The sequence below is a fragment of the Streptomyces sp. TG1A-8 genome (assembly GCF_030499535.1).
In the GTDB taxonomy this organism is placed as follows: Bacteria; Actinomycetota; Actinomycetes; order Streptomycetales; family Streptomycetaceae; genus Streptomyces.
In genome coordinates, this window is sequence record NZ_JASTLB010000001.1 from 4,457,281 (window position 1) to 4,480,872 (window position 23,592).

Below are 23,592 nucleotides of genomic sequence, written 5' to 3' on the forward strand. Positions count from 1 at the left end.
CCAGAGTTGCCACGCCCGCCCTGTGAGCACGTACCGTACGGCCACACGGGTGGGACCAGGTGGGGCAGCGGGAAGGGGCAGCCGGTTTGACCACGCACACACCGCAGGCGGCGCAGGCCGTCACGCTGCCCACGACACTGGACGAGGCCGTGGCGGCCCTGGCCGCCCTGCCCACCGCCGTCCCCGTGGCGGGCGGCACCGACCTGATGGCCGCCGTCAACTCCGGTCAGCTCCGGCCCGCCGCCCTGGTCGGACTCGGGCGGATCAGCGAGATCCGCGGCTGGCAGTACCAGGACGGCCACGCCCTGCTCGGCGCGGGCCTCACCCACGCCCGCATGGGCCGCCCCGACTTCGCGGCCCTGATCCCGGCGCTCGCCGCCGCCGCGCGCGCCGCCGGCCCGCCGCACATCCGCAACGCCGGCACCCTCGGCGGCAACATCGCCTCCGCCGCCCCCACCGGGGACGCGCTGCCGGTGCTGGCCGCCCTGGAGGCGACGCTGATCATCGCGGGCCCGGGCGGAGCACGCCGGGAGGTCCCGGTGTCGCACCTGCTGGCCGGCGTGGACATGCTGCGCGGCGGCGAACTCATCGGCTACGTGCGCGTGCCGCTGCTGCACGCCCCCCAGGTCTTCCTGAAGGCGACCGGACGCACCGGCCCCGGCCGCGCGGCGGCCTCCGTCGCCCTCGTGCTCGACCCCGCCCGGCGCGGGGTGCGGTGCGCCGTCGGCGCCATAGCGCCGATGCCGCTGCGCCCCCTGGAGGCCGAGCAGTGGGTCGCGCAGCTCATCGACTGGGACAACGACCGCACGCTCGTCCCCGAGGCCCTGCACGCCTTCGGCGAGTACGTCGCCGCGGCCTGCATCCCCGACCCGGTCCCCGAACCCGACGGCTCCGTGGTCCCGCTTCCGCCCGCCGTACTGCACCTGCGGCGCACCGTCGCCGCGCTGGCCCGACGAGCACTGGGGAGGGCGCTGTCGTGACCGACGACCAGCACGGAGAGGGCGCGTCCCGCAGCGGCGGCCGCTGGGACCCGCTGCCCCAGGGCGACTACGACGACGGCGCCACCGCCTTCGTCGAGCTGCCCGAGGGCGGCATCGACGCCCTGCTGTCCGCCGACAGCCCGCTGGCCGCGCCTGGCCACGGCTACGTGCCGCCGCCGATCAACGCGGCCCCGGGAGCGGCCGACCCCGCCGCCCACGGCGCCTGGGGGACGCCCGCGGACGGTCACCGGTGGCCCGATCCGAACGCCGCCCCCCAGGACCGGGGCGCGGACGACCGGTTCACGTACCGGCCCGGCTCCACCCAGCACTGGGCCTACGGGGAGCCCGCGGCCCCGCCCGCCGCCGGGCACGACGTCACCGGGCAGTGGTCCATCCCCGTCGCCGGCGGCGACCTCCCGGACGAATCGGGCGAGTTCACCACGTCCGCCCTGGTCGAACAGTGGGGCGGCACCCCTCCGGCCACCCTCCCCGGCGGCGCCTCCGCGCCCTGGGCGACGGAGCCCCAGGGGCAGTCCTGGGGACGGCCGGAGCAGACGCAGGAGGCCGGGACGGCCCACGCGGCACCGCCGCGGGACGAGCACGCCGGGACGGGCCCGCACGGTCACGCGCCGGCGTACCAGGACCCCGGCCCGTATGCCGACCCCGCCGCGTACGGCGATCACGAGGCGTACGGCGAAGAGGCGTACGGCGATCCCGAGGCCTACGGCGATCCCGGCACGGGGCCGGGCGCGTACGCCGACCCCGGTGCGCAGGCCGCCCCCGACGCCCACGTCGGCCACGGCGCGCACGCGCCCGAGGGGTTCGCGCCCGACGGGACGCACGCCGGCCACCCGGCCGACCACGCGCCCGCACCCGCGTACGGGCCGGGGGACGCGCCCGCAGGAGACGCCGCGGGCTCCGGCCACGAGCCCGGCGGGGCCGCGGACCCGGCCGGCCGGGCGGAACCGGCGGAGACGAGTGCCGACGGCGGTCCCGCGGGCGGCCACGGCCCCGCGGACGACCCCGGCCACGCACCCGCCCCGGGCGGCGGTCACGAGCACGCACGGGCCCCCGAGGGCCCCCCGGCCGGCCCGGCGGACGACGCCGGGCCGGCCGGGCCCGCGCCGACGGCCGCGGAGGCGGCCGGCACGGAGCACACCTCGGTGGCCGGCCCCGCCGCGGTGGTTGACGCGGGCGGCACGGTGGCCGACGCCGGCGGTGCGGCGGCCCCGGCGGACGCGCCCGTCCCGGACGGCGCGCCGGAGGAGGGGAACGCCCCCGATGCGCCGGACGCGCCCGACGAGCCGGACGAACGCGACGAGCGGGACGCCCCGCCGGCGGGCGGCCCCTCGGCCGACGGCCCTGCCGCGGACGACCCGTCGGCGGCAGGGACGGCTCACCCCGTCCGGCCGGCCGGGGCGGACCACGCCGCCGGGACCGAGGCCGCCGGCCCCGGCGCCCCGGCCGCCGAGGACGGCCGGGGGGACCCGGCCGCCGCCCCCCTCCCGCCCCACGACGACCACCCCCTCGCCTCCTACGTGCTGCGCGTCAACGGCGCCGACCGGCCCGTCGGCGACGCCTGGATCGGCGAGTCCCTGCTGTACGTCCTGCGGGAGCGGCTCGGGCTCGCGGGGGCCAAGGACGGCTGCTCGCAGGGCGAGTGCGGGGCCTGCAACGTGCAGGTCGACGGCCGCCTGGTGGCCTCCTGCCTGGTCCCGGCGGTCACCGCGGCCGGCAGCGAGGTCCGCACCGTCGAGGGCCTGGCCACCGACGGGCGGCCCTCCGACGTGCAGCGGGCGCTCGCCAGGTGCGGCGCCGTGCAGTGCGGCTTCTGCGTGCCCGGCATGGCGATGACCCTGCACGACCTGCTGGAGGGCAACCCGGCGCCGACCGAGCTGGAGGCCCGGCAGGCCCTGTGCGGCAACCTGTGCCGCTGCTCGGGCTACCGGGGCGTGCTGGACGCCGTCAAGGAGGTCGTCGCCGAACGTGAGGCGCACATCGCCGCCGACGCCGAGCCGGACGGCGACGAGGCACGTATCCCGCACCAGGCGGGCCCCGGCGCCGGCGGTGTCCACGCCTCGGCGTTCGGGTCGACGGGTCTCTTCGACAGCCCCGGCACCTTCGGCACCCCGGGCCGCACCCCGGCGCCGGACCCGCAGGGCCAGCACGAACAGCACGACCCGCAGGGCCAGCACGATCCGCACGACCAGCACTACGGCCAGGACGGAGGCCAGGTGTGAGCAACGAAGCGGCCACCGCGACCACCGCGACGGAGGCCCCCGCCGCGGAGCCCCTGCCGCACGGCATCGGCGCCTCCCTGCCGCACGCCGACGCCCGCGCCAAGACCGAGGGCACCTTCCCGTACGCCGCCGACCTGTGGGCCGAGGGACTGCTGTGGGCGGCCGTCCTGCGCTCCCCCCACGCGCACGCACGCGTCGTCTCCATCGACACCACCCACGCGCGCGAGATGCCCGGCGTGCGGGCCGTCATCACCCACGAGGACGTGCCCGGCACCCCCCGCCACGGCCGGGGCACCCCCGACCGCCCGGTGTTCGCCTCCGAGGTCGTGCGCCACCACGGCGAGCCCATCGCGGCCGTCGCCGCCGACCACCCCGACACCGCGCGGATGGCCGCCGCCGCCGTCATCGTCGAGTACGAGGTCCTCGACCCCGTCACCGACCCCGAACAGGCCTTCGAGGCGGAGCCGCTGCACCCCGACGGCAACCTGATCCGGCACATCCCGCTGCGCCACGGCGACCCGGACGCGGCCGGCGAGGTCGTGGTCGAGGGCCTGTACCGCATCGGCCGCCAGGACCCGGCCCCCATCGGTGCCGAGGCCGGCCTCGCCGTGCCCCGTCCCGACGGGGGCGTGGAGCTGTACCTGGCCTCCACCGACCCGCACACCGACCGCAACACGGCCGCCGCCTGCTACGGCCTGTCCCCGGACCGGGTGAAGATCGTCGTGACCGGGGTGCCCGGAGCCACCGCCGACCGCGAGGACCAGGGCTTCCAGCTCCCGCTCGGCCTGCTCGCGCTCAAGACCGGCTGCCCGGTGAAGCTGACGGCCACCCGCGAGGAGTCCTTCCTCGGCCACGTCCACCGCCACCCCACCCTGCTGCGCTACCGCCACCACGCCGACGCCGAGGGCAACCTGGTCAAGGTCGAGGCGCAGATCCTGCTCGACGCGGGCGCCTACGCCGACACCTCCGGCGAGGCGCTGGCCGCCGCCGTCTCCTTCGCGTGCGGCCCGTACGTCGTCCCGAACGCCTTCATCGAGGGCTGGGCCGTGCGCACCAACAACCCGCCCTCCGGCCACGTGCGCGGCGAGGGCGCGATGCAGGTGTGCGCCGCCTACGAGGCGCAGATGGACAAGCTCGCGAAGAAACTGGGCCTGGACCCGGCCGAGCTGCGCCTGCGCAACGTCCTGGCGACGGGCGACGTCCTGCCCATCGGCCAGACGGTGACCTGCCCGGCGCCGGTGGCCGAACTCCTCCAGGCGGTCAGGGACTTCCCGCTGCCCGCGCTGCCCAAGGACACGCCCGAGGAGGACTGGCTGCTGCCCGGCGGCCCCGAGGGCGCCGGCGAGCCGGGCGCGGTGCGCCGGGGCGTCGGCTACGGCCTCGGCATGGTGCACATGCTCGGCGCCGAGGGCGCCGACGAGGTCTCCACGGCGACCGTGAAGATCCACGACGGTGTGGCGACCGTCCTGTGCGCGGCCGTGGAGACGGGCCAGGGCTTCACCACCCTCGCCCGCCAGATCGTCCAGGAGACCCTGGGCGTCGACGAGGTGCACGTCGCCTCCGTCGACACCGACCAGCCGCCGGCCGGCGCGGGCTGCCGCGGCCGACACACCTGGGTGTCCGGCGGCGCGGTGGAGCGGGCCGCGAAGATGGTCCGCACCCAGCTGCTGCAGCCCCTCGCGCACAAGTTCGGGATGTCCACCGAGCTGCTCCAGATCACGGACGGCAAGATCACCTCCTACGACGGCGTGCTGTCGACGACCGTCTCGGAGGCGATGGAGGGCAAGGAACTGTGGGCCACGGCCCAGTGCCGCCCGCACCCCACCGAGCCCCTGGACGCCGCGGGGCAGGGCGACGCCTTCGTGGGCCTCGCCTTCTGCGCGATCCGCGCGGTGGTGGACGTGGACGTCGAACTCGGCTCGGTGCGGGTCGTGGAGCTGGCGGTCGCCCAGGACGTGGGCCGGGTGCTGAACCCGGCGCAACTGGCGTCCCGCATCGAGGCGGGCGTCACGCAGGGCGTGGGCATCGCGCTCACCGAGAACCTGCGCGCGCCGCGCGGCCTGGTCCGCCACCCCGACCTGACCGGGTACGCCCTGCCGACCGCCCTGGACGCGCCGGACATCCGCATCGTGAAGCTGGTCGAGGAGCGGGACGTGGTCGCCCCCTTCGGCGCCAAGTCGGTCAGCGCGGTGCCCGTGGTGACGTCCCCGGCGGCGATCGCCTCCGCCGTCCGCGCGGCCACCGGCCGCCCGGTCAACCGCCTCCCGATCCGCCCGCAGGCCGCGGTGGTGACGGCCCAGTGACCCCCTCCGAGGAGACCCCCTCCGAGGAGACCCCCTCCGGGGAGACGCCCCCCGGTGAAGGACCGCGCTACGAGCCGCCGCCGAGCGCGGGCAAGTTGTTCCTGTGGGTCCTCGTGTTCGCCGTGGCGGCCCTGGCGGTCGTCCTGGGCGGCGTCTACTTCACCTGAGACGGCCTCCTCGGGGCGTTGTCAGTGGTGCGGCGTACTGTGCGGAGCAGTGGGCCGGCGTGCCGCGCACGGGCCGCCGTACCCACACACTGACGTCTCACGTACTGGCGCACCGATGTGGACCGCGGGGGAGCGATGGGCACGACCGAGGCCGGGGTTCCGGCGATCACGCTGACCGAGGCGGAGCTGGACCGCTACGTCACGCACGCCCCGACGCGCGGTCTGCCCACGGGTCCCGGCCTGCCCGCCGGCACCGGTCCGCTGACCTTCCTCCCACTGCGCACGCACGGCCTGCGCACGCTCGCGGACGCCACGGACGGCCCCTTCCGCCTGGCCGACGAGCTGCGCGACCGCCTGGTGATCGGCGAGCTGCTGCACCCGGCCGGCATGGAGCGCGAGTCGGTCCTGCTCGACGGCGGCACGGGCGAGATCACGACGGCCCACCTGCTCGCCCCGTCCGCCCCGCGCCCCTTCGCCCCCTCGCTGAACACGCTCCTGCGCTTCGCCGCGGTCACCGAGGAACTGGCGGGCCTGCGCGGCCGTTTCGCCTCCCTGGCGGGCCGGTACGGCCCCAGGACGGTGACCGAGGCATCCCGCCGCCTCCTCACGCTCTTCGAGCAGGGCGCGGACGGCAGGGTCCCGCCGTACTGGAAGGCGACGGCCCTGATCCGCCCGCTGTCCCTCATCGCCGGCCCCGGCACGGCGTCGGGCCTCACCCTGGACGTCCCCTCCCGCCTGCTGGACCAGGAATTCGGCCAGGGGCGGGTGACCCGCTTCGAGGAGGTCGACATCCCGGCCACGCTCACCCACGAGCCGACCCGCCGCTTCCTGCGCGAAACGGGCCTGCCGGAGGAGGCCGTCCTCTTCCGCGCCGACACGGACGCCCCCCTGCACACGCTGACGGAGTACTTCGCCGAGGAACGCGCCGAGGACTACCCCCTGGACGAACTCCCGGCCCATTCCGGCCACTTGATCCGCCTCGGCCACCTGGTCGAGGACAACGGTCTGGTGGTCGACGGCAGGACGGGCGCGGTCCTCACCTTCAGCGAGCCCGAGGCGACGCTCTACCCCCTCAACACGGACGTCTCCACCCTCGCCTACACCCTCTGGCTCCTGCACCACGAGCGCACGACCGACGAGCACCTGTCCCACGAACTCACCACGGACGCCTACGACCAACTGGCCGCGGCCATGCTCCACACCCTGGCCGCCGTGGACCCCACGGGCACCCGCCCCCGCACGGACTGGCACTACTGGACGGAACTCTTCCGGGACGAAGCGGGCGGAGTGCTCTGAAACCGCCGGGCCGAGTCCGCACGGGACGTTACGAACAGGTGACCGTCACCACCGAAACGGCACCCCGGACACCACGACCGGCGCTACGGTCGGCGCTTCCGACACGTCCTGGGGGGACACATGACACATCCGTACGCCATACCGCCGCAGCCGCCCGTCAGAGCGGCCCGGAAGTGGGCGCGCAAGCGGTACGTACTGCCGGCGATCGGTCTCGCCTTCTTCCTCGGCATCGGCGCCGGCGCCAACGGCCAGGAGAACGGTGACGACGCGAAGGCGGCGGCCGCCGGGATCCAGCCGGCCACCACGGTCACCGCGACGGCCACGGCCACGGCCACGGAGACCGCGGCACCGGAGCCCGCGCCGACGGTGACGGCGACGAAGACGGTCGAGGTGAAGGTGAGGGTGACCGTCACCGCGAAGGCGGCCGTCGCGGATTCGGGAAGCGGCGGCAGTTCGTCCGGCGGGTCGTCGGGGAGCGGCGGTTCGAGCTCTTCGGGGGGTTCCGGCACGACCGGGAGCGGCGCCACGGCTCTCTGCAACGACGGCACCTACTCCTACGCCGCCCACCACCAGGGCGCCTGCTCGCACCACGGGGGCGTCGCCGTCTTCTACAGGTAGGACGGGCACCCGGACCGGGTGCGGCCCGGCCGGTGGCACGACGCGGCGTCAGCCACCGGCCGGGCCACGGCCGCCGCGGTGGCGGCCACCACGCCGACCGGTGCTCCGGCGCCGAGACGCCCGCACCGAACGCCGCTCCAACCGGCCCGGGCACTGCGCCGGCGTACTGGAGGCCGTGGCGGGAATCGAACCCGCGTAACTCGCTTTGCAGGCGAGTCCCTGAACCACTCGGGCACACGGCCGTGTTCGTGGAACGAACGTACGGCGGGGCCCGGCGGGACTCAAGGGGGACCGGGGGGCTGCAACGGGACTGCCACACGGCGTTCACGAAACCCCGGACGCACGACCGGGGGCGGAGGGGCGGCCGGGTCCTGGACAGGGGCCAAAGCGTGTTGTGCGCCTTACCCTGGCGGGCATGAGCGCCCTTGGATCCCCTGATGCCGCCGTTGCGGACGATGCCGCCCGGCCGGACGGCGGTGTGCTGAGCCGGGCCCACCGGGCACTGAGCGTCGGCATCGTCTCCGTCGTGCTGCTCATCGCCTTCGAGGCGACCGCCGTCGGGACCGCCATGCCCGTCGCGGCGCGGGAGCTGGACGGACTGGCGCTGTACGCCTTCGCCTTCTCCGGGTACTTCACGACCAGCCTGTTCGGCATGGTGCTCGCCGGGCAGTGGTCCGACCGGAAGGGGCCGCTGGGCGCGCTGACGACGGGGATCGCCGCCTTCGCCGCGGGACTCCTGGTCGCCGGGACCGCCCGGGTCATGTGGGTGTTCATCCTGGGGCGCGCCGTGCAGGGGCTCGGCGGCGGGCTGGTCATCGTCGCCCTGTACGTCGTCGTGGGGCGCGCCTATCCGGAGCGGCTGCGCCCCGCCATCATGGCCGCCTTCGCCGCCTCCTGGGTCGTCCCGTCCGTCGTCGGCCCCCTCGCCTCGGGCGCCGTCACCGAACACCTCGGCTGGCGATGGGTGTTCCTCGGCATCCCGGTCCTGGTCGTCTTCCCGCTCGCCCTGGCCCTGCCGCAGATCAGGCGGCGGACGGCCGGCCCGGTGGGCGGCTCCGGCGGCTCCGGCGCCTTCGACCGGCGCCGCATCCGGCTCGCCCTCGCCGTCTCCCTGGGCGCCGGGCTCCTGCAGTACGCCGCCCAGGACCTGCGCCCGCTCTCCCTCCTCCCCGGCCTCGCCGGCGCCGCCCTGCTGGCGCCGGCCGTCCTGGCCCTGCTGCCGCGCGGCACCTACCGCGCGGCCCGCGGGCTGCCCTCCGTCGTGCTGCTGCGCGGAGTGTCCGCCGGGTCCTTCATCGCGGCCGAGTCCTTCGTCCCGCTGATGCTGGTCACCCAGCGCGGGCTGTCGCCGACGATGGCCGGGTTCTCGCTGGCGGCCGGCGGGGGGACGTGGGCGCTGGGGTCGTGGGTGCAGTCACGGCCGGGCGCGGAGCCGTACCGGGGGCGGCTGATGACCTCGGGGATGGTGCTGGTCGCCGCCGCGATCACCGCCGCGCCGAGCGTGCTCCTGCCCGCCGTGCCCGTGTGGACCGTCGCCGTCGCCTGGGGCTTCGGCTGCTTCGGGATGGGCCTGGTGATCTCCTCCACCAGCGTGCTGCTGCTCCAGCTGTCCGCCCCCGAGGAGGCCGGCGCGAACTCCGCCGCCCTGCAGATCTCCGACGCCCTCTCCAACGTGGTCCTGCTGGCCGCGACCGGCGCCGCCTTCGCCGCGCTGGGCGGCGGCGGCACGGCGGCCACCACGGCCACGGCGGCGGACGCCGCGCGTCCCGCCGCGTTCGCGGCCGTCTTCCTGCCGATGGCGGTGGTCGCGCTCGCGGGGGCCTGGGTGACGACGCGGGTGCACGAGGAGGGGCGCGGGTGACGGCACGGTCCCGGGGGTGGGGGAAGGCGCGGGTGGCGGCACGGCTCCGAGGAGGAGGGGCGCCGGTGACGGCACGGCTCCGAGGGGGCGCGGGTGGCGGTACCGGGGCCGACCGGATGCGCGGGCCCGGCGCGGGGCGGTGCGCACGGCCCGGTCGTGCGGTGCGGCGCCCGGTGCGGGGGGAAGGGGGCGCGGCGATCGCGGGGCTGTGACGTGGGTCGCAACCGGGGGCGACCCGGCCCCGTCCGCACGGTGACGCCACCGGGCCGCCGATAGGGTGGCCCGGTTGTCATACGTAGCCGAGCCGCCCTACCCCTGACCACGGAGACCGTGACTACCGCCCGCCCGTCGCCCGCCGCCACCCTCCCCGGAGGGCCGCCCCCAGGGTCCGCCCCCATGACCGTTTCCTCCTCCCACCACCTGTCCCCCGCCTTCCCGGGCCGCGCCCCCTGGGGCACCGCCGGCAAGCTGCGCGCCTGGCAGCAGGGGGCGATGGAGAAGTACGTCCAGGAGCAGCCGCGCGACTTCCTCGCCGTCGCCACGCCCGGCGCCGGAAAGACGACCTTCGCGCTGACCCTGGCCTCCTGGCTGCTGCACCACCACGTCGTGCAGCAGGTGACCGTGGTCGCGCCCACCGAGCACCTGAAGAAGCAGTGGGCGGAGGCCGCCGCCCGGGTGGGGATCAAGCTCGACCCCGAGTACAGCGCCGGCCCCCTCGGCAAGGAGTACGACGGGATCGCCGTCACGTACGCCGGTGTCGGGGTGCGGCCCATGCTGCACCGCAACCGCGTCGAGCAGCGCAAGACCCTCGTGATCCTCGACGAGATCCACCACGCCGGTGACTCCAAGTCGTGGGGCGAGGCGTGTCTGGAGGCGTTCGAGCCGGCGACCCGGCGGCTCGCGCTGACCGGTACGCCCTTCCGGTCCGACACCAACCCCATCCCCTTCGTGACGTACGAGGAGGGCCAGGACGGCATCCGCCGGTCGGCCGCCGACTACACGTACGGGTACGGCTCCGCGCTCGCGGACGGCGTCGTGCGCCCCGTCATCTTCCTCTCCTACAGCGGCAACATGCGCTGGCGCACCAAGGCCGGCGACGAGGTCGCGGCCCGGCTCGGCGAGCCGATGACGAAGGACGCGGTCAGCCAGGCCTGGCGCACCGCCCTCGACCCGCGCGGCGACTGGATGCCCAGCGTGCTGCGCGCCGCCGACCAGCGGCTGACCGAGGTCCGCAAGGCCATCCCGGACGCCGGCGCCCTCGTCATCGCCTCCGACCAGGACTCCGCCCGCGCCTACGCCAAGCTCATCCGCGAGATCACCGGCACGAAGGCCACCCTCGTGCTGTCCGACGACGTCGGCGCCTCCAAGAGGATCGACGAGTTCGGCGGGAGCGACGACCGCTGGATGGTCGCGGTGCGGATGGTGTCCGAGGGCGTCGACGTGCCGCGGCTCGCGGTGGGCGTGTACGCGACGACCATCTCGACGCCCCTGTTCTTCGCCCAGGCCGTCGGGCGCTTCGTACGCTCCCGGCGGCGCGGCGAGACCGCGTCCGTATTCCTGCCGACCGTGCCCGACCTGCTGACCTTCGCCAACGAGATGGAGAAGGAACGGGACCACGCCCTCGACAAGCCGAAGAAGGAGGGCGAGGAGGACCCGTACGCCGAATCCGAGAAGGAGATGGAGGAGGCGAACAAGCAGCAGGACGAGGACACCGGCGAGCAGGACATGCTGCCCTTCGAGGCGCTGGAGTCCGACGCCGTCTTCGACCGCGTGCTGTACGACGGCGCCGAGTTCGGCATGCAGGCCCACCCGGGCAGCGAGGAGGAGCAGGACTACCTCGGCATCCCGGGCCTGCTCGAACCCGAGCAGGTGCAGCTGCTGCTGCAGAAGCGGCAGGCCCGGCAGATCGCGCACAGCCGCAAGAGGCCGGACACCGAGGCCGACCTGCTGGAGCTGCCCGCCGAGCGGCGGCCGGTGGTCACGCACAAGGAGCTGATGGAGCTGCGCAAGAAGCTCAACACCATGGTCAGCGCCTACGTCCACCAGAGCGGCAAGCCGCACGGCGTGATCCACACCGAACTGCGCCGCGTGTGCGGTGGTCCGCCGAGCGCCGAGGCCACGGCCGGGCAGCTGCGCCAGCGCATCGACAAGGTGCAGGAGTGGGCCACCCGCATGCGGTGACGCCCGGCCGCTTCCCCGCCGCCCGCCTGCCCGTCCGGTCCGGTGGGGGAGGGGCCCGTGGGGTTCCGGGAGGGCCCCCGGGCACGGCCGGCGTCTCCCGGTGATGTGCGCGTATGCGGACGAAAGCAGGCAGGCCTGCCCCCGACCCGCCCGGATTGTGGACCGAGGCTTCCGCTCAGCGAACCGGCTTCGCTACTGTCCCGCTACGCACACGCCCCGTGGCAGCGCTGCCGCGGAGCGCAGCCGTGCAGCGACTGGGCCCGGAGCCGCCGGGCCGTCCTGTTGATCGGCGGCCTCTGAAGCGCGTCGCCGACGGGACTCGGTGACGCCTCCGTCGCTCAGGGACCGCCGGCCTCACCACCAAAGGAGTGGGCGTCGTGACCGCGGAGACCTCCCAGACGCTCGACCGGGGACTGCGCGTCCTCAAACTGCTGGCCGACACGGACCACGGACTGACCGTCACCGAGCTTTCCCACAAACTGGGCGTGAACCGGACCGTGGTGTACCGGCTGCTCGCCACCCTGGAGCAGCACGCGCTCGTACGGCGCGACCTGGGCGGGCGTGCCCGGGTCGGGCTGGGGGTGCTGCGGCTGGGACGCCAGGTGCACCCGCTGGTGCGGGAGGCCGCGCTGCCCGCGCTGCGGTCGCTGGCCGAGGACATAGGGGCGACCGCCCACCTGACCCTGGTGGACGGCACGGAGGCGCTGGCGGTCGCCGTGGTCGAGCCCACCTGGACGGACTACCACGTGGCCTACCGGGCCGGGTTCCGCCACCCCCTGGACCGGGGCGCGGCCGGCAGGGCGATCCTCGCCGCCCGGCGGTCGCCGTCGGCCGACCCCGGCTTCACCCTCACGCACGGGGAGCTGGAGACGGGGGCGTGCGGCGCCGCGGCGCCGCTGGTGGGGGTGACCGGCGTGGAGGGGAGCGTGGGCGTGGTGATGCTCGCGGAATCCGTCCCGGAGCGGGTGGGCCGGCGGGTGGTGGACGCGGCCAGGGAGGTCGCGGAGGCGCTGCGCTGACGCGGCGGGCGAGCCGGGGCGGACCCCGTCCCGCGCCCCGGACCCGCGCCCCGTGCCCACGTCCCGGACCCGCGTCCGCGCTCCCGCCCCCACCCGGCGAACCCGTGCCCCGCCCGCGCCGGCCCCCCGCGTTAGATTGACCCCGTGCTCTCACGTCTCACGCGTCCCCAGGCCGTCGCCGTCTGTGCCCTGCCCGTCGTGGCCCTGTTCGCCACCACGGTGTTCGCGCCGCTGCCGTTCTCGGTGGCGCAGCCCGGGATGACGGCGAACGTGCTCGGCGGGAACAGGGGCACCCCGGTGATCACCGTGTCCGGCGCGCCGACCCGCAGGACCAGCGGGCAGCTGCGGATGACCACCATCGAGGCGACCGGCCCGGACGCGCGGGTGTCCCTCGGGGACGTGCTCGGCAACTGGTTCCGCACGGACCGCGCCGTCATGCCGCGCGACTCGGTCTACCCGAGCGGCGACAGCGTCAAGGAGATCGAGAGGCACAACACCGAGCAGATGCGGCAGTCCCAGGACGCGGCGGCCCGGGCGGCGCTGGAGTACCTGGACCTCAGCGCCGACGACGTGAAGGTCACGCTGCGGCTCGCGGACGTGGGCGGGCCCAGCGCGGGACTGCTGTTCACACTGGGGGTCATCGACAAGCTGGACGGCGACGGCAGCGGCGGCGACCTGACGGGCGGCCGCACCATCGCCGGTACGGGGACCATCGATGCCGCCGGAAAGGTCGGCGCGGTCGGCGGGGTGGCCCTGAAGACGCGGGCCGCGCGGCGGGACGGCGCGACCGTCTTCCTGGTGCCGAAGGCGGAGTGCGCCGACGCGAAGGCCGAGCTGCCCCGGGGCCTGCGGCTGGTCCCCGTCACCACCCTGAAGGGCGCGGTCGACTCCCTGGTGGCACTGGAGAAGGGCAGGGGCCCGGTACCGGGCTGCTGACGCGCGCGGGACGCCCGCCCCCCGACCCCCTCCTGCTTCACCCGCTGTCCGCCGCCGCCTGCTCCACCAGCGGGATGATCCGCAGCGGGACGGGGTTCTCCATGACGATCGCCGTGGAGGCCCGGACGATGCCGTCGAAGCCGACGACACGGTCGATCACCCGCTGGAGGTCGGCGTTGGAGCGGGCCACCAGCCGGCACAGCATGTCCCCGCTGCCGGTGGTGGTCAGCAGCTCCAGCACCTCCGGCACGGTCGACAGGTACGCCCGGACATCGGCTCCCTGGCCCTGCCGGATCTGCAGCGTGGCGAACGCGGTGACCGGGTAGCCGAGGGCCGCCGGGTCCACCTGGGGGCCGAATCCGCGGATGACCCCGTTCGCCTGGAGCCGGTCCAGCCGGGCCTGCACGGTGCCCCGGGCGACCCCGAGCCGCCGGGACATCTCCAGCACCCCGACGCGCGGCTCCCGCGCCAGCAGCACGATGATCCGCCCGTCCAGCCGATCGATCCCCACGGCGATCCCCCGAGATGGTCATCCTGTACAGAAAGTACGGCGTGACCGCCGTACCGCCGAGCAGATTGCCCAGTGAACACACAAACTATTGCGCACCTTGCAGAGTGGGGCCACCCTTCGGCTATGACGCAGACCACACACCACACTCCCGACACCGCCCGGCAGGCCGATCCCTTCCCGGTCAAGGGAATGGACGCGGTCGTCTTCGCCGTGGGCAACGCCAAGCAGGCCGCGCACTACTACTCCACCGCCTTCGGCATGCAGCTGGTCGCCTATTCCGGACCGGAGAACGGCAGCCGCGAGACCGCGAGCTACGTCCTGGAGAACGGCTCCGCCCGCTTCGTGTTCACCTCCGTGATCAAGCCGGTCACCCCCTGGGGCCACTTCCTCGCCCAGCACGTCGCCGAGCACGGCGACGGTGTGGTCGACCTGGCCGTCGAGGTCCCCGACGCGCGCGCCGCCCACGCGTACGCGGTCGAGCACGGCGCCCGCTCGGTCGCCGAGCCGTACGAGGTGAAGGACGAGCACGGCACCGTCGTCCTCGCCGCCATCGCCACCTACGGCGAGACCCGCCACACCCTGGTCGACCGCACCGGCTACGACGGTCCCTACCTGCCCGGCTACGTCGCCGCCCGGCCGATCGTCCCGCCGCCCGCCCAGCGCACCTTCCAGGCCATCGACCACTGCGTCGGCAACGTCGAACTCGGCCGCATGAACGAGTGGGTGGAGTTCTACAACAAGGTCATGGGCTTCACGAACATGAAGGAGTTCGTGGGCGACGACATCGCCACCGAGTACAGCGCGCTGATGTCGAAGGTGGTCGCGGACGGCACCCTCAAGGTCAAGTTCCCGATCAACGAGCCCGCCGTCGCCAAGAAGAAGTCCCAGATCGACGAGTACCTGGAGTTCTACGGCGGCGCCGGCGTCCAGCACATCGCGCTCAACACCAACGACATCGTGCGCACGGTGCACACCATGCGCGCGGCCGGCGTCGAGTTCCTGGACACGCCCGACAGCTACTACGACACCCTCGGCGAGTGGGTCGGCGAGACCCGCGTGCCCGTCGACATCCTGCGCGAGCACAAGATCCTGGCCGACCGCGACGAGGACGGCTACCTGCTGCAGATCTTCACCAAGCCGGTCCAGGACCGCCCGACCGTCTTCTTCGAGATCATCGAGCGCCACGGCTCCATGGGCTTCGGCAAGGGCAACTTCAAGGCCCTGTTCGAGGCCATCGAGCGCGAGCAGGAGCGGCGCGGCAACCTGTAGCGGACCCGGCGGCGGAGAGGAACCGGCCCCTCCCGCCGCACCGCTCCCCCGCCGCCCGGCACCGGCCGGCCACCGCGGCGCGGTCCGCCGGTGCCGGGCTCACGGCACCGGCACGGCGCCGTCGCCCTCGTCGGGCACCGCCTCGTCGGGCACCGCCTCCCCGGACGGCTCCCCGGGCGGCTCCCTCGGCTCCCGCACCACCGCCGGCACCACCGCCCGCACCACCGCCGGCACCTGCGCCGGCCCCCGGGCGCGCGGTCCCGGAGCCGGCGCGGGCGCCCGGACCCGGTGCGCCCCGGACGGCGGCAGGGCCAGCACCGCGCCCGCCACGGCCCCGCCCACCAGGACGGCGACCAGCAGCCGCCGCAGCGGCCGCCGGGAACGGCGCGCCCGAGGCGGCCCGGCGTCCGGGGGCGTGCCCGGCGCGGAAGGACCACGGTGCCCGCACCGGCCGCAGTGTCGGATTCCCATGGTGCCCACTGTGCGTCGGCGGGGCAGGCGCGTCCGGGCGGCCCGAGGACGGCGCGGGCGGGGTTCACACCGATGGCCGCGAGTGCCACGCTGTGATCGTGAGCCGTATCGAAGCGCCCCCCGACGCGGCGACGGCGGAAGCCGGCCGCCTCACCGCCCGCCTCCTGGCCGGCCTGCCGCCCGAGGCCGTGGTGACCGACCCCGACGTCACGGCCTCCTACGCCCACGACATGGCGAGCTTCTGCCCGTCCGGCGCCCCGGCCGTGGTCGTCCTGCCGCGCACCGTCGAGCAGGTCCAGCACGTCATGCGCACCGCCACCGAACTGCGCGTGCCGGTGGTGCCGCAGGGCGCCCGCACCGGCCTGTCCGGCGGCGCCAACGCCACCGACGGCTGCATCGTGCTGTCCCTCACCCGGATGGACCGCATCCTGGAGATCAGCCCCGTCGACCGGATCGCCGTGGTCGAACCCGGCGTCGTCAACGCCGCCCTCGCCCGTGCGGTCGGGGAACACGGCCTGTACTACCCGCCGGACCCCTCCAGCTGGGAGACGTGCACGATCGGCGGCAACATCGGCACGGCGTCGGGCGGCCTGTGCTGCGTGAAGTACGGCGTCACCGCCGAGTACATCCTCGGCCTGGACGTCGTCCTCGCCGACGGCCGCCTGATGTCCACCGGCCGCCGCACCGCGAAGGGCGTGGCGGGCTACGACCTCACCCGTCTGTTCGTCGGCTCCGAGGGCTCGCTCGGCATCGTCGTCCGGGCCGTCCTGGCGCTCAGGCCCAAGCCGCCCCGGCAGCTCGTGCTGGCCGCCGAGTTCCCCTCCGCCACCGCCGCCTGCGACGCGGTGTGCCGGATCATGGCCGGCGGCCACGTGCCCTCCCTCCTCGAACTGATGGACCGTACGACCGTCAGGGCGGTCAACGACCTCGCCCGCATGGGCCTGCCCGAGACCACCGAGGCGCTGCTGCTGGCCGCCTTCGACACCCCGGACCCGGCCGCCGACCTCGCCGCCGTCGGCGCGCTGTGCGAGGACGCCGGCGCCACCGGGGTGGTGCCGGCCGAGGACGCCGCCGAGTCCGAGATGCTGCTGCAGGCGCGGCGGCTCTCGCTGACCGCGCTGGAGGCGGTCAAGGGCACGACGATGATCGACGACGTGTGCGTGCCCCGCTCCCGGCTCGGCGCGATGCTCGACGGCGTCGAGCGCATCGCCGCCAAGTACGCGCTGACCATCGGCGTGTGCGCGCACGCCGGGGACGGCAACACGCACCCCACCGTCTGCTTCGACGCCCGCGACCCCGACGAGTCCCGGCGGGCCCGCGAGTCCTTCGACGAGATCATGGCCCTCGGCCTCGACCTCGGCGGGACCATCACGGGCGAGCACGGCGTCGGCGTGCTGAAGAAGGAGTGGCTGGCCCGGGAGCTCGGCCCGGTGGGGGTGGAGATGCAGCGGGCGGTGAAACAGGTCTTCGACCCGCTGGGCATCCTCAACCCCGGCAAGCTGTTCTGACCCGCCCTCACCGGGCGAGCAGCCGGTCCAGCGCCCGGTCGAGGTCCGGCTGCCCGCCCTCGGTGCCCGGCGGCACCGCCCGCAGCGTCCGCTCCAGCCAGGCGCGCACCGGGGCGGAGGGCGCCTCCAGCAGCGCGTCGCCCTCCGGGGAGCCGAGCGCGATCAACACGACGGCGCGCCCGTCGGCCTTCGCCGGCCACACCCGCACGTCCCCGGCCCCGCACGGCCGGAACACACCCTCCACCAGCAGTTCCCGGGCGAACGTCCAGTGCACGGGCTGCTCGGAGCCGACGTGGAAGTCGATGTGCACGGCGTAGGGGTCGTCCCGGCGGTAGCCGAGCCGGGCCGGGACCGGGACGCTCCGCCCGGACGGCGTGACGAGTTTCAGCTCCAGCTCCCGCTCCACCACGGTGTGACGCACGGCCTCTTGTTTCCTTCCGGACCGGGGCCGCTCGGATCGGGCCCGTGCCGGGGGAGAGGGAGCGGGGGCGCGGCCGTTACGCGGGTTCCGGGAGGTTTTCCGGCCGGGCGGCGGGACCGGGGCGCGGCGTTGCCCGGAAAGGGGTGAGGTCCGGCGGGAGTGGCCGTGTGGCATGCCCGGGTCTGATAGATGTGGAGGCTCCCACCCCACCTCCGAGCAGATACGGGACGACGGACATGAGCGCCCCAACCCCGGCCCCCGGTGACGACAGGCCCCGCGAGGGCTACTACCCGGACCCGTCCATCCCCGGCTACGTCCGGTACTGGAACGGCGCCTCCTGGGTGCCGGGCACCAGCCGGCCGGCGCCGAGGGACGGTGAACCGCTCGCCCCGCCGCCCGGTGCCCGCCCGGCCGCACCGGCCGTGGAGGAGACGGGCCCGCACTTCTTCGACGAGGACCCGCCGGAGTGGGGCGCCGCCGAGGGGGCCGGCGGGCCGGGTCCCGCCGACGGCCGCGGTGCCTGGGGCACCGGGCAGGAGGACTCCGCCGACCCCCCGTCCCAGCCGTCCGGCCACGCCGCCCACACCGACGGCACGGCCTCCATCCCGCCCGCGGAGGGCCCCACCCCCGACGCCGGCGGCACCTTCATCTTCCGCCGCCCCACCCCGGGGCCCGCGGCCCTGCAGGACCCCAGCACGATGACCTTCCGCGCGGTCCCGGGACACCACCGGCCCACCCCGGCGGGAGCCTTCGGCCAGGGTGCGGGGGGCCCTTCGGGCACGCCCGGCCCCGGGGCCCCGGCCTTCGGGGCGGGCCCGGCGGGCGACGGGTCCGGTGCGGCGGGCCAGGGGGCACGGGCGCCGGGGGCGGGCGCCGCGAACCCGCCGGGTGCGCCCGGCGCCGGGGGAGCGGTCCCGGGGGGCTTCGGCGCGGCCGGTGCGGCTCACGGTGCGGCGGGCGGTGGTGGGTACGGCCCGGGCGGGACCGGTGCGGGGGCCTTCGGCGGGCCCGGTGCGCAGCCCGGCCCGCCCGCGGGCGGCGGCTTCGGTGCCGGGAAGGCCGCCGCCGCCCGGGCCGCCGGCGCCCAGGCACCGCCGCCGCCCCAGCCCCGGGCGGCTTCCCCCGCCGCCACGGCTCCCCCGGTGCCCCCGCAGGCCGGTCCCCCGCACGCCGGCCCCCTCCCCGCCACCCCCGACACCCCCGCCGCCTACGCCGGCCCCCCGCAAGGCGTCCCCGCCGCCCCCGCCACGCCCATGACCTCCGGGCCGGGTGGCGGGCAGGCCTCGTGGGCGCAGCAGGTGCACCGGCTGGCCGGGGGTGCGGACGAACATCCCGTGGCGCCGTGGAAGCCACCGGTGGAGGACCTGTTCCAGGCCGTCGCCCGCCGGCAGGCGGCCGCCCGCCCCGCCGGCCTCGGCAGGCGGTTCGCCGCCCGTCTGATCGACAGCCTGGCCGTCGGCGCGGTCACCGCCGCCGCCGCGGTCCCGCTCGGCACCCGGGCCGCCGACCACCTCCAGCACAAGATCGAGGAAGCCAGGCTGTCCGGCCGTACCGTCACCGTCTGGCTGCTCGACGGCACGACCGGCACCTCCCTCGGCATCGTCCTCGCCGTCCTCCTCGTGTCCGGCGTCGTGTACGAGGTGCTGCCCACCACCAGGTGGGGCCGCACCCTCGGCAAGAAGCTGTGCGGCGTGGAGGTGCGGGACATCGAGGCGCACGAACCCCCGGCGTTCGGCGCCGCCCTGCGCCGCTGGCTGGTGTACAGCGTGCCGGGCCTGCTCGGCATCGGGATCGTCGGTGTCCTGTGGTGCCTGTTCGACCGGCCCTGGCGCCAGTGCTGGCACGACAAGGCGGCCCACACCTTCGTCGCGGCCTGACCGCACGCCACCGGGAGCGCCGCGGCCCGTACCCCGTACGGCCACCCGCCGGATGCGGAGCGGAAGCGTTCGCGGTCCACTCGGGCCATGAGCAGCGAACCGCCCCCCGGCTCCGGACAGCCACCCGAGGACGACCCGTTCAGGAAGCGGCCCGGGCCCGGCCCGGGGCCGGACTCGCCGTACGACACCCCGTACGGCGCCCGGCAGCCCCCGCCCCACGGCGGCGACCCCCGTGGCGGGGACCCGTACGGGGGCGGCGGGGACCCCTACGGAGGCGGCGCGGGCCCCTACGGAGGCGGCGGGGGGTACGGGGCGGGCGGCCCCTACGGGGGCGGGGGCCCGGCCGACCCCCTCGCCGGCATGCCCCCGCTCGCCGACAGCGGCAGGCGCACGCTCGCCCGCGTCATCGACATGATCCTCGTCGGTGTCGTCGTCTGGCTGCTCACCTGGGCGCTCGGGGTCCGCGAGTACCGGATGGAGGGGAACGGGATCGAGGTCGGCAGATCCCTCGCGCAGTCCGTCGTCGCCGCCGTCCTCTACGTCGCCTACGACACCTTCACGATCTCCAGGACGGGGCAGACCCTCGGCAAGAAGTGGCTCGGCATGCGGGTGGCCATGCTCGACCACGGCGCCACCCCCTCCGCGCGGAGCGCCCTCGTCCGCTCCCTGGTGCTCTGGCTGCCGTTCGCCTTCTGCTGCGCCTGCGTCTGGACGGTGATCTGCGGTGGCTGGAGCTTCTTCGACAAGCCGTTCAAACAGGGCCTGCACGACAAGGCGGCCAGGACGGTGGTGGTCAGCACCCGTTGAATGGGGCGTTCACACGACGGCGGCTCCCGTGCGCGGCACGGGAGCCGCCGTCGTCGTGTGCGGACGCGGAGCCGGTCAGGGCGCCCCGCGCTCCCGGTCCGGTTCGGCCGCGGACGCGGCGGCCACGGGGTGCCGCCGCGCGGACCGCCGCTCCCCGTCCGGTGCGGTCCCGTCCGGCGACCCGGCCGCGTGCGGCCGGGGCAGGGGCGCCGTCATGGCGACCAGCAGGCCCAGCGCCAGCGCGGCGAGGGCGATGACGGCGACCCCGAGGCCCGAACCCGTCCGGGACAGCAGCAGCATGGCGAGCGTCGAGAGGATCACGGTGCACGAACCGTAGGCGAGCTGTGCGGCAGTCGGACGAGGCATGGCAATCGTGTCCTCGGAAAGTGGAGGGGGTGCCTTCGACTCTATTCGTCCGCATGCCCGAGCGGGGTGCGGGGCAAGCCGGTCCTGGCCGGCGGTGCCGGTGCACGGGGGGCGCACGGGTTCACGGGTCCGGCAAGCGGACGGTGCCACGCGCCCGTTGCCGTCACGCCGGACGTTCGTAAAGCGGACTTCAACTCCACATAGTGCACTTGTCCTGCTCAAGTCAAGGTCTGTCTTTTCTTCTAAACCTCTAGTCAAATGTCGTCACTTGACTACACGCGTTGATCAAGCGCGCACGGATCCCTCCATGTGACTCAGGATCCCCTGTCCGTGTGCGCGGCGCGGGGGAGGATCTCAAGTGACCAGCAGACCCTGGACGTTCAGAGCCGCCGCCATCGGTGTGGCGCTCGCAGCGGCCTCCGCCGGCTTCACGACCTTTGCGGTCGCCGAGGCGAGCACCGCGGCCCCGTCCACCGCCGTGAACCGGCACGACCCGGCACCGGTGAAGCAACAGGGCCACGACCTCGACGGCCCGCTGAGCAAGACGCAGGACGCGCAGCGCCAAGAGGCCCTGAACCAGCTCATATCGGGCAAGGTCAAGGCCGAGGACCGCAACGGTTCGAAGGTCGTCCAGCTCAAGAGCAGGAAGGGCGACAGCAAGTACGTCGAGCTGAGCCGGGAGAAGACCGACAGGATCTTCACCATCCTGGTCGAGTTCGGCAGCCAGACGGACCCCGAGTTCGGCGGCACCGCCGGCCCGGCGCACAACCAGATCGCCCAGCCGGACCGCGAGCAGGACAACAGCACGGCCTGGCAGGAGGACTACGACCAGCAGCACTACCAGGACCTCTACTTCGGCACCGGCAAGGACACCGAGTCGCTGAAGAAGTATTACGAGAAGCAGTCCTCGGGCCGCTACTCGGTCGACGGCGAGGTCACGGACTGGGTCAAGGTCCCCTACAACGAGGCCCGTTACGGCAACAACGCGTGCGGATCCACCAACTGCCCGAGCGTGTGGAACGTCGTCAGCGACGGTCTGAACGCCTGGGTCGCCGAGCAGAAGGCGGCCGGCAAGTCCGACGCCGACATCAAGGCGGACCTGGCCCAGTACGACCAGTGGGACCGCTACGACTTCGACGGCGACGGCGACTTCAACGAGCCCGACGGCTACGTCGACCACTTCCAGATCGTGCACGCCGGTGAGGACGAGTCCGCGGGCGGCGGCGGCCAGGGCACCGACGCCATCTGGGCGCACCGCTGGTACGCCTTCGGCACCGACGCCGGCGCCACCGGTCCCGACCGCAACAAGCTCGGCGGGGCGCAGGTCGGCGACACCGGTGTCTGGGTCGGCGACTACACCATCCAGCCGGAGAACGGCGGCCTCGGCGTCTTCGCCCACGAGTACGGCCACGACCTCGGCCTGCCGGACGAGTACGACACCAACGGCGGCGACAACTCCACCGGTTTCTGGACGCTGATGTCCTCCGGTTCCTGGCTGGGCACCGGCAAGGAGGCCATCGGCGACCTGCCCGGCGACCTGAACGCCTGGGACAAGCTGCAGCTGGGCTGGCTGAACTACGACACCGCCAAGGCGGGCGTCTCCTCCTGGCACAAGCTGGGCGTGGCCGAGTACAACACCAAGCACCGCCAGGCGGTCGTGGTCTCGCTGCCGGACAAGGCGGTCAAGACCGAGATCGTCACCCCGGCCGAGGGTTCGGCCCAGTGGTGGAGCGGCAGCGGTGACAACCTCAAGAACACGCTGACCCGTCCCGTCGACCTGACCGGCACGTCCTCGGCCGCGCTGAGCCTGGACGGCTGGTACGACATCGAGTCGGGCTACGACTACCTCTACACCGAGGTGTCCACCGACGGCGGTGCCAACTGGACCGCGCTGGACGGCACGGTGGACGGCCAGGCCATCCCGCGCGACGGCAGCGGCAAGCCGGCCCTGACCGGCACGGTCGACGGCTACACGAAGCTGTCGTACTCCCTGGACGCCTACGCGGGCCAGAAGGTCCAGCTGCGCTTCCGCTACCAGACCGACGGCGGCGTGGCGCTCAAGGGTTTCGCGGCCGACGAAATCACGGTGACGGCGGACGGCGCGCCGGTGTTCTCCGACAATGCCGAGGCGGCCGACGCCGCCTGGACCGCCGCCGGCTTCTCGCGCATCGGCGCGTCCTTCACCAAGGACTACGCGCAGTACTACCTCGCCGAGAACCGTCAGTACGTCTCGTACGACAAGACCCTGAAGACGGGTCCGTACAACTTCGGCTTCGCCAGCCGTCCGGACTGGGTCGAGCACTACGCGTACCAGAACGGCCTGTTGATCTGGAAGTGGGACACCTCCCAGGCGGACAACAACACCAATGCCGGTGACCACCCCGGCACCGGTCAGATCCTTCCGGTCGACGCGCATTGGAAGGCGCTGAAGTGGTCCGACGGCACGCTGATGCGCAACCGCATGCAGGCCTTCGACTCGACGTTCAGCCTGGATGCCACGGACGCGATCACGCTGCACAAGGCCGACAAGGCGACCCAGATCGGTTCGCAGAAGGGGGTGCCGGTCTTCAACGACCACACCAGCACCTACTACGACCCGCAGAACCCGACCGGCGGTGTGAAGGTCATTGACACCAACACCAAGATCAGGATCACGGATCAGGCCAAGGACGGCTCCATCCTGGAGCTGGAGGTCGGCCCCGCGGTGAAGTAGCGGACATCTCCGCAGGTCAGAAGCGTATCGGCGGCGGCCCCTTGGCGG

Annotated in this window: 19 protein-coding genes and 1 tRNA gene; 15 read left to right on the top strand and 5 right to left on the bottom strand. The window is 74.6% G+C overall.

The annotated features are described in order from the left end of the window. The first annotated feature begins 86 nt into the window (after positions 1–86). The 6 genes from QQY24_RS19500 to QQY24_RS19525 all read left to right on the top strand — a co-directional run bounded on the left by QQY24_RS19500 (position 87) and on the right by QQY24_RS19525 (position 7,604). Positions 87–980, top strand: coding sequence for a xanthine dehydrogenase family protein subunit M (locus QQY24_RS19500; RefSeq protein ID WP_301973974.1), 894 nt, complete (start codon positions 87–89; stop codon positions 978–980). Continuing rightward, positions 977–3,220 (top strand): 2Fe-2S iron-sulfur cluster-binding protein, encoded by a 2,244-nt coding sequence (locus QQY24_RS19505; RefSeq protein ID WP_301973975.1) that lies wholly within the window; start codon positions 977–979, stop codon positions 3,218–3,220. Before QQY24_RS19500 ends, QQY24_RS19505 begins: the two co-directional genes overlap by 4 nt. Next, entirely contained in the window at positions 3,217–5,523 is a 2,307-nt protein-coding gene (locus QQY24_RS19510) for a xanthine dehydrogenase family protein molybdopterin-binding subunit (protein WP_301973976.1), read from the top strand. Before QQY24_RS19505 ends, QQY24_RS19510 begins: the two co-directional genes overlap by 4 nt. Next, positions 5,520–5,690: a hypothetical protein gene (locus QQY24_RS19515; protein ID WP_301973977.1), complete on the top strand. Its 171-nt coding sequence runs from the start codon at positions 5,520–5,522 to the stop codon at positions 5,688–5,690. The genes QQY24_RS19510 and QQY24_RS19515 overlap by 4 nt, the downstream gene beginning before the upstream one ends. 135 nt (positions 5,691–5,825) lie before the next feature. Further along, positions 5,826–6,986 carry an SUKH-4 family immunity protein gene (locus tag QQY24_RS19520; RefSeq protein ID WP_301973978.1) on the top strand — a complete coding sequence of 387 codons (1,161 nt, stop codon included), beginning with the start codon at positions 5,826–5,828 and terminating at the stop codon, positions 6,984–6,986. 120 nt (positions 6,987–7,106) lie between these two features. Then, positions 7,107–7,604 carry a DUF3761 domain-containing protein gene (locus tag QQY24_RS19525; RefSeq protein WP_301973979.1) on the top strand — a complete coding sequence of 166 codons (498 nt, stop codon included), beginning with the start codon at positions 7,107–7,109 and terminating at the stop codon, positions 7,602–7,604. A gap of 167 nt (positions 7,605–7,771) precedes the next feature. On the opposite strand, the gene QQY24_RS19530 is transcribed toward QQY24_RS19525, so the two are convergent. After that, positions 7,772–7,846: transfer RNA gene (locus QQY24_RS19530), tRNA-Cys, on the bottom strand. A gap of 173 nt (positions 7,847–8,019) precedes the next feature. Here QQY24_RS19530 and QQY24_RS19535 point away from each other — a divergent pair. The 4 genes from QQY24_RS19535 (at position 8,020) to QQY24_RS19550 (ending at position 13,601) form a co-directional block, all read left to right on the top strand. After that, a complete protein-coding gene (locus QQY24_RS19535) occupies positions 8,020–9,465 on the top strand; it encodes an MFS transporter (protein ID WP_301973980.1) in 1,446 nt (481 codons plus the stop codon). A gap of 396 nt (positions 9,466–9,861) precedes the next feature. After that, positions 9,862–11,646, top strand: a complete 1,785-nt coding sequence (locus QQY24_RS19540; RefSeq protein WP_301973981.1) for a DEAD/DEAH box helicase — start codon at positions 9,862–9,864, stop codon at positions 11,644–11,646. Between the two features lie 377 nt (positions 11,647–12,023). Beyond that, the gene (locus QQY24_RS19545; protein WP_301973982.1) at positions 12,024–12,665 is read left to right on the top strand and encodes an IclR family transcriptional regulator; all 642 of its coding nucleotides are present in this window, start codon (positions 12,024–12,026) and stop codon (positions 12,663–12,665) included. 144 nt (positions 12,666–12,809) lie between these two features. Further along, positions 12,810–13,601, top strand: a complete 792-nt coding sequence (locus QQY24_RS19550) for a S16 family serine protease (protein ID WP_301973983.1) — start codon at positions 12,810–12,812, stop codon at positions 13,599–13,601. Positions 13,602–13,638: 37 nt separating this feature from the next. Here QQY24_RS19550 and QQY24_RS19555 read toward each other — a convergent pair whose 3' ends face one another. Beyond that, positions 13,639–14,112: an Lrp/AsnC family transcriptional regulator gene (locus tag QQY24_RS19555; protein ID WP_301973984.1), complete on the bottom strand. Its 474-nt coding sequence runs from the start codon at positions 14,110–14,112 to the stop codon at positions 13,639–13,641. A gap of 123 nt (positions 14,113–14,235) precedes the next feature. On the opposite strand from QQY24_RS19555, the gene hppD reads away from it, so the two are divergent. Further along, the gene (hppD, locus tag QQY24_RS19560) at positions 14,236–15,381 is read left to right on the top strand and encodes a 4-hydroxyphenylpyruvate dioxygenase (RefSeq protein ID WP_301973986.1); all 1,146 of its coding nucleotides are present in this window, start codon (positions 14,236–14,238) and stop codon (positions 15,379–15,381) included. 99 nt (positions 15,382–15,480) lie between these two features. Here hppD and QQY24_RS19565 read toward each other — a convergent pair whose 3' ends face one another. After that, on the bottom strand, positions 15,481–15,852 hold the full coding sequence (locus QQY24_RS19565; protein WP_301973987.1) for a hypothetical protein: 372 nt from the start codon (positions 15,850–15,852) through the stop codon (positions 15,481–15,483). Between the two features lie 92 nt (positions 15,853–15,944). Here QQY24_RS19565 and QQY24_RS19570 point away from each other — a divergent pair, with 92 nt between their 5' ends. Next, entirely contained in the window at positions 15,945–17,360 is a 1,416-nt protein-coding gene (locus tag QQY24_RS19570) for an FAD-binding oxidoreductase (protein WP_301973988.1), read from the top strand. Between the two features lie 7 nt (positions 17,361–17,367). On the opposite strand, the gene QQY24_RS19575 is transcribed toward QQY24_RS19570, so the two are convergent. Continuing rightward, the gene (locus tag QQY24_RS19575; RefSeq protein ID WP_301973989.1) at positions 17,368–17,781 is read right to left on the bottom strand and encodes an SsgA family sporulation/cell division regulator; all 414 of its coding nucleotides are present in this window, start codon (positions 17,779–17,781) and stop codon (positions 17,368–17,370) included. 236 nt (positions 17,782–18,017) lie between these two features. Between QQY24_RS19575 and QQY24_RS19580 the strand changes: the two genes are divergently transcribed. After that, positions 18,018–19,658 carry an RDD family protein gene (locus QQY24_RS19580; protein WP_301973990.1) on the top strand — a complete coding sequence of 547 codons (1,641 nt, stop codon included), beginning with the start codon at positions 18,018–18,020 and terminating at the stop codon, positions 19,656–19,658. A gap of 87 nt (positions 19,659–19,745) precedes the next feature. Then, the gene (locus QQY24_RS19585) at positions 19,746–20,465 is read left to right on the top strand and encodes an RDD family protein (RefSeq protein ID WP_301973991.1); all 720 of its coding nucleotides are present in this window, start codon (positions 19,746–19,748) and stop codon (positions 20,463–20,465) included. Between the two features lie 75 nt (positions 20,466–20,540). Here QQY24_RS19585 and QQY24_RS19590 read toward each other — a convergent pair whose 3' ends face one another. Then, positions 20,541–20,831, bottom strand: a complete 291-nt coding sequence (locus tag QQY24_RS19590) for a hypothetical protein (protein WP_301973992.1) — start codon at positions 20,829–20,831, stop codon at positions 20,541–20,543. Between the two features lie 358 nt (positions 20,832–21,189). Between QQY24_RS19590 and QQY24_RS19595 the strand changes: the two genes are divergently transcribed. Next, on the top strand, positions 21,190–23,544 hold the full coding sequence (locus QQY24_RS19595; RefSeq protein WP_301973993.1) for an immune inhibitor A domain-containing protein: 2,355 nt from the start codon (positions 21,190–21,192) through the stop codon (positions 23,542–23,544). Positions 23,545–23,592 lie beyond the last annotated feature (48 nt).

Excerpts from the sequence above, each read along its gene's own strand:
- QQY24_RS19520 (WP_301973978.1), top strand. The coding sequence starts at position 5,826 with ATGGGCACGACCGAGGCCGGGGTTCCGGCGATCACGCTGACCGAGGCG.
- QQY24_RS19525 (WP_301973979.1), top strand. The coding sequence starts at position 7,107 with ATGACACATCCGTACGCCATACCGCCGCAGCCGCCCGTCAGAGCGGCC.
- QQY24_RS19535 (WP_301973980.1), top strand. The coding sequence starts at position 8,020 with ATGAGCGCCCTTGGATCCCCTGATGCCGCCGTTGCGGACGATGCCGCC.
- QQY24_RS19540 (WP_301973981.1), top strand. The coding sequence starts at position 9,862 with ATGACCGTTTCCTCCTCCCACCACCTGTCCCCCGCCTTCCCGGGCCGC.
- hppD (WP_301973986.1), top strand. The coding sequence starts at position 14,236 with ATGACGCAGACCACACACCACACTCCCGACACCGCCCGGCAGGCCGAT.
- QQY24_RS19565 (WP_301973987.1), bottom strand. The coding sequence starts at position 15,852 with ATGGGAATCCGACACTGCGGCCGGTGCGGGCACCGTGGTCCTTCCGCG.
- QQY24_RS19580 (WP_301973990.1), top strand. The coding sequence starts at position 18,018 with ATGAGCGCCCCAACCCCGGCCCCCGGTGACGACAGGCCCCGCGAGGGC.
- QQY24_RS19585 (WP_301973991.1), top strand. The coding sequence starts at position 19,746 with ATGAGCAGCGAACCGCCCCCCGGCTCCGGACAGCCACCCGAGGACGAC.
- QQY24_RS19590 (WP_301973992.1), bottom strand. The coding sequence starts at position 20,831 with ATGCCTCGTCCGACTGCCGCACAGCTCGCCTACGGTTCGTGCACCGTG.